Origin of the sequence: Bacillus sp. SIMBA_008 (genome assembly GCF_046535495.1) — a bacterium.
In the GTDB taxonomy this organism is placed as follows: Bacteria; Bacillota; Bacilli; order Bacillales; family Bacillaceae; genus Bacillus; species Bacillus subtilis.
The window spans coordinates 1-263 of record NZ_JAWRWL010000652.1 but is presented as its reverse complement, the minus strand read 5'-3'; the positions used below and the strand labels follow the sequence as shown (position 1 = coordinate 263).

Below are 263 nucleotides of genomic sequence, written 5' to 3'. Positions count from 1 at the left end.
CGAATATTTTTTTGGGCAGCAATCGCTTGAGATAAGAAAATTAAACTGTAATAGCCTTTTTCAATGTGCGCCTGAAAAGCAGCTTGACGATTCGAGTTGTCATCTTCTTTCGCAGCTTCCCATAAATGCAGAATCCGCTGGATATTGATGCCTCTATTAGACAATGAATCTAGCATATTTCGGTAGTGCTGGCCTTCTGCCGGATTGATCGTAAACGAATCATCTTGCACTTGATAAGCTTCACCCTTTGTGACAGAAATGAC

Annotated in this window: 1 protein-coding gene; it reads right to left on the bottom strand. The window is 41.1% G+C overall.

Features of this window, described 5'->3' with window-relative positions; all coding sequences use genetic code 11:
* Positions 1 to 263, bottom strand: a 263-nt coding sequence (locus tag SB658_RS24835) for a hypothetical protein (RefSeq protein WP_410603065.1), incomplete at both ends; no start/stop codon positions are given.